The sequence below is a fragment of the Flavobacterium sp. GNP010 genome (assembly GCF_056428945.1).
Genome location: NZ_JBWJVK010000075.1, coordinates 1 through 4,321, shown reverse-complemented (window position 1 = coordinate 4,321; position 4,321 = coordinate 1). Strand labels below are relative to the sequence as shown.

5 protein-coding genes are annotated in these 4,321 nt (G+C 30.5%); all 5 read left to right on the top strand.

Annotated elements, in window-relative coordinates; translation table 11 throughout:
• The coding region (locus tag AC061C_RS15245) for a hypothetical protein (RefSeq protein WP_478291880.1) at nucleotides 1–205 on the top strand (205 nt) is incomplete at its 5' end.
• A gap of 232 nt (nucleotides 206–437) precedes the next feature.
• Entirely contained in the window at nucleotides 438–1,370 is a 933-nt protein-coding gene (locus AC061C_RS15240; protein ID WP_478291879.1) for a hypothetical protein, read from the top strand.
• Nucleotides 1,371–1,373: 3 nt separating this feature from the next.
• Nucleotides 1,374–2,225 (top strand): polysaccharide deacetylase family protein, encoded by an 852-nt coding sequence (locus AC061C_RS15235; protein ID WP_478291878.1) that lies wholly within the window; start codon nucleotides 1,374–1,376, stop codon nucleotides 2,223–2,225.
• On the top strand, nucleotides 2,212–3,237 hold the full coding sequence (locus tag AC061C_RS15230) for a glycosyltransferase (protein WP_478291877.1): 1,026 nt from the start codon (nucleotides 2,212–2,214) through the stop codon (nucleotides 3,235–3,237). The genes AC061C_RS15235 and AC061C_RS15230 overlap by 14 nt, the downstream gene beginning before the upstream one ends.
• Nucleotides 3,221–4,261, top strand: a complete 1,041-nt coding sequence (locus AC061C_RS15225; RefSeq protein ID WP_478291876.1) for a polysaccharide biosynthesis protein — start codon at nucleotides 3,221–3,223, stop codon at nucleotides 4,259–4,261. The genes AC061C_RS15230 and AC061C_RS15225 overlap by 17 nt, the downstream gene beginning before the upstream one ends.
• Nucleotides 4,262–4,321 lie beyond the last annotated feature (60 nt).

The window sequence follows — 4,321 nt, the reverse complement described above, 5'->3', positions numbered from 1 at the left end:
ATTAAGTGCAAAAACACTTAATGTTTCTAATTCTTATGATTCTATATTGAATTATTTTAATGATGTAGATTCATTGACAAAACAATTGACTTTATTACTAAGTTCGGATGAGTATTATTATAATAAATGCAAGTTGATTTCCAATTATTCAAAACAAAATTCTTGGAAAAAGAAAATAGAAATCTTTTTGAAATCACTAAGATAAAAATTCATTTTTTTTTTTTTAAAATCGTTAATGTCTTATTTTGACTATTTTAATTAAACTTAATAATTTCTAAATAAAAATATTTACTTTTTTGTCAAAAATATTATAATAGTCTATACTAAAACATATAATCTGCAAAAATAATATGTTATTTTTTTTTAAAACTATTAAATTAAAAAGCTCTTTATTTAATCCTTTATAAGTAAATCAATTAATCAAAATTCCTGTTGCTATGAATTATTCATTCTCAAGATTATCAAAACAAAATTTACACGAACTGATACCTATTTTTTTAAGCGCATTTGGCAATGCTCCGGATTTAAAATCACTTTCAGAAAGTTATAATACAGATTTTTCGGGAGTAAGTGATATTGGATATATTGCCTATTTTGAATTAAATAAACCTGTGTCTTTCTATGGTGTCTTTCCTATGTTAGCTCATATTAAAGGTAAAATACTGCTAATATCTCAATCTGGTAATACAATGACCCATAAGGATCATATTGGAAATGGTTTATTTATTAATGGTGCAAAAAAAACATATACCTTGTGCAAAGAAAGTAACATTAATGGAGTTTTCGGATTTCCTTCAGCTTCATCTTATACTGGATTTAAAAAAAAACTTGATTGGATATTTAATGAAAACATTAAAAAGTACAGCTTTTTTGTGCCAACTTTACCTATTGCCATTCTTGTAGAGAGGTTTAAATTTCTTAATACACTATATCTATGGTGGGTCAGATTTATTTTTTCTTTTTATAAAAAACCAGATTTTTTTCCAGGTTCTATTGTAAGAAATGGTCAAGATGGTATACTTCGGGATGAGGCATTTTGGAATTATAAGTTGAAATCTAAAAATACCTTTATAATTAAATTAGGTGATATGGACTTAGTAGTTAAAATAAATGGAAAACTAAGTATTGGTGACATCAATATTGATAATACATCTAGTCTAGAACCAATTATTAAAAAGCTAAAGTTGTTATCACTTCTCACATTTAATACAAATATTGTTTTTTATGTAAGTCCAGACACAATACTTGCTAATAAATTAGATCAGATAAAAAAAAGCACTGAAGGTCTTCCTATTGGCTTTCTAAACTTTAACAATGATGTTGACTTGTCAACTTTAAAATTCACTTATTTCGATTTTGATACATTTTAATTAATGAAAAAAAAAATTCTTGCTAATGTTTTGTTTTATACAGGAATTAGTTATTTGTTCTTTAGAATAAGATTGCTTACAACTGATATTCGAGTTGTTAACTATCATTGTACACCAGAGCATTCAAAGGCTCAGTTTGAAAAACAATTGAAATTTTTCAATGAATATTTTGAAGATGTCAATCTTACAAAGTTATCTGATTATTTTACTAGAGCAGATAAGAGACAACTTAAAAAACCTGGATTGATTATTTCGTTTGATGATGGGCTACGATCTAACTTTGATACTGCTATAAAAGTTTTGGAACAAAATAGTTTTACTGGCTGGTTCTTTATACCAGTAGGTTTTCTTCAAAATCCTTCTAAGAACTTTGCACTTGCAAATTCCATCACAATGAATCAGGATTATACTGATGACAGATATGGAATGTCTATAAATGAAGCAAAATATATTTCTAAAAACCACATTGTAGGATGTCATACATTCACTCATCATCGTATGTCGGCTAATGATTCTATAGCAAGATTAGATTTTGAAATTGCAAATGCAAAGCAAAAATTAGAGGAATTACTAGGCATAAATGAAATCGTTTGTTTTTGTTGGGTGGGAGGTGAACTTTCTACATACACGGCGGAAGCTTATGCTAAAATTAAAGAAGCAGGTTTTGAATACAGCTTTGCAACTAATAATTTGCCTCTTAATAGTGGATCTGATAAATATCTGATAAATAGGACTAATTTGGAAGCTGATTATTCTATTCAGCTTGTAATATTTCAGTTGTCTGGAATTATGGATCTTTTGTATTATAAGAAAAGAAAAAAAATTAAAAAATTATTGTATAATGCTGTTGATTGATTCTCTTTATATAAATAATGGAGGTGGAAAAATCCTTTTAGATTATTTGGTAACAGAGATTGAAAAAACTACTCTTGATGTTTTTTATATCTTTGATGAAAGGTGCAATGATTCTTATCATGAGATTTCTGCTGACAGGAAAATTTATTTAAGAGCATCCCTTATTGAACGTTATAAATTTTATAAAAAAAACAGAATAAATTTTTCAAAAGTGTTGTGTTTCGGCAATTTACCGCCAAATATAAAATTAAAGGCTACAGTCTATACTTATTTCCATCAAAAGCTTTTCCTTGAAATTCCTAATAAAATTTCAAGGAAACAAAAAGTTATTTTAAATATCAAGACATTACTATTTAATATTTTGCAAAAAAATACTGATTTTTGGATAGTTCAAACCCAAGTAATGAAAGATAATTTTTTAGCGAAAACCTCAAAATTGAATAATGAAAAAGTGTTGATTATTCCATTTTATCCATCGCTAAAAAAAGTTACTATTGAAAACAGAAAAAAAGAGATCTTTGTTTATGTGAGTTCTGGTAGTCCGCATAAAAATCATTTCAATGTGCTTGAAGCTTTCGCTATATTTTATGATGATAAAAAAAGGGGAGAACTTCATTTAACAATTGGTAATGAATTTAAAGAGCTAATTAATCTGATTTCTAAAATGAAAACCGAAGGATATCCGGTAATTAATCACGGTTTTGTAACAAGAGATTTATTGGGATCGATTTATGGCAAAGCAGTTTTCTCCATTTACCCTTCACTGTCGGAAAGCTTTGGACTAGGAATTATTGAAGCTATTGAAAATAAATGTAATATTATTGGTGCAGATTTGCCTTACACCTATGCGGTCTGTAAACCATCTTTAGTGTTTGATCCTACCAAAATTGAAAGTATAGTCACAGCATTTCATTCAGCGGTAGAAAAAAAAACACAACCCACTGAACAATTGGTTTTTAACCAGATTGATATATTAGTTAACTTATTACAAGAAAATGAAAATACAAAATAAAACACTTTTAATCACCGGAGGCACCGGGTCATTTGGTCATGCTGTATTGAACCGTTTTTTACGAACGGATCATTTTAGTGAAATACGAATTTTTTCACGTGATGAGAAAAAACAGGATGACATGCGTAACCAGTTAAAAAGCGATAAACTCAAATTTTACATTGGGGATGTTCGTGATTACGCGAGTATCGAACGTGCCATGCGTGGAGTGGATTATGTGTTTCATGCTGCCGCACTGAAGCAAGTACCATCTTGTGAATTTTTCCCGATGGAAGCGGTGAAAACCAATGTCATGGGGACACAAAACGCTATTGATGCAGCAGTTGCTAATAAGGTATCCAAAATAATTTGTTTGAGTACGGATAAAGCAGCCTATCCTATTAATGCTATGGGAATATCCAAAGCGATGATGGAAAAAGTGGCTGTAGCTGCTTCTAGAACTATTGCGAATAATACAACAACTGTTTGCCTCACGCGTTACGGTAACGTGATGGCTTCAAGAGGTTCCGTGATTCCGTTGTTTTTAAATCAAATAAAAACAGGTCAAACGGTGACTATAACGGATCCTAATATGACTCGTTTCTTAATGTCGTTGGATGAAGCAGTTGAATTAGTATTGTTTGCATTTGAGCATGGCAATCAAGGTGATTTGTTCGTCAATAAAGCACCTGCAGGTACTATTGGTGATTTGGCGCAAGCTTTGAAAGAATTAAGTAATGCGACCAATGAAATTAAAGTAATTGGTACCAGACACGGCGAAAAGTTATACGAAACCCTGTGTACACGTGAAGAAATGATTAAAGCCGAAGATATGGGGGAATTCTACCGCGTGCCAGCGGATAATAGAGACTTAAATTATGCTCAGTACTTTTCGGAAGGGGAGCAAGACATATCTAAAATCGAAGATTACCATTCCCACAATACTGAGCAATTGGGCGTGGAAGGAATGAAGAAATTGTTAGTGCAATTGCCACTAATCAAGAAAGAAATTTTTGGAGAAGATGTGGCACAGTTGCCGGGTTGATTTAGTGAAAAGTGAATAGTATGCAGTGCTCCGTTTTCAGTGTTTAGTTTAGAGTTTACG

What these genes read in the sequence shown, in the direction of transcription:
- AC061C_RS15240 (WP_478291879.1), top strand. Translation starts at nt 438, where the DNA reads ATGAATTATTCATTCTCAAGATTATCAAAACAAAATTTACACGAACTG.
- AC061C_RS15235 (WP_478291878.1), top strand. Translation starts at nt 1,374, where the DNA reads ATGAAAAAAAAAATTCTTGCTAATGTTTTGTTTTATACAGGAATTAGT.
- AC061C_RS15225 (WP_478291876.1), top strand. Translation starts at nt 3,221, where the DNA reads ATGAAAATACAAAATAAAACACTTTTAATCACCGGAGGCACCGGGTCA.
- AC061C_RS15230 (WP_478291877.1), top strand. Translation starts at nt 2,212, where the DNA reads ATGCTGTTGATTGATTCTCTTTATATAAATAATGGAGGTGGAAAAATC.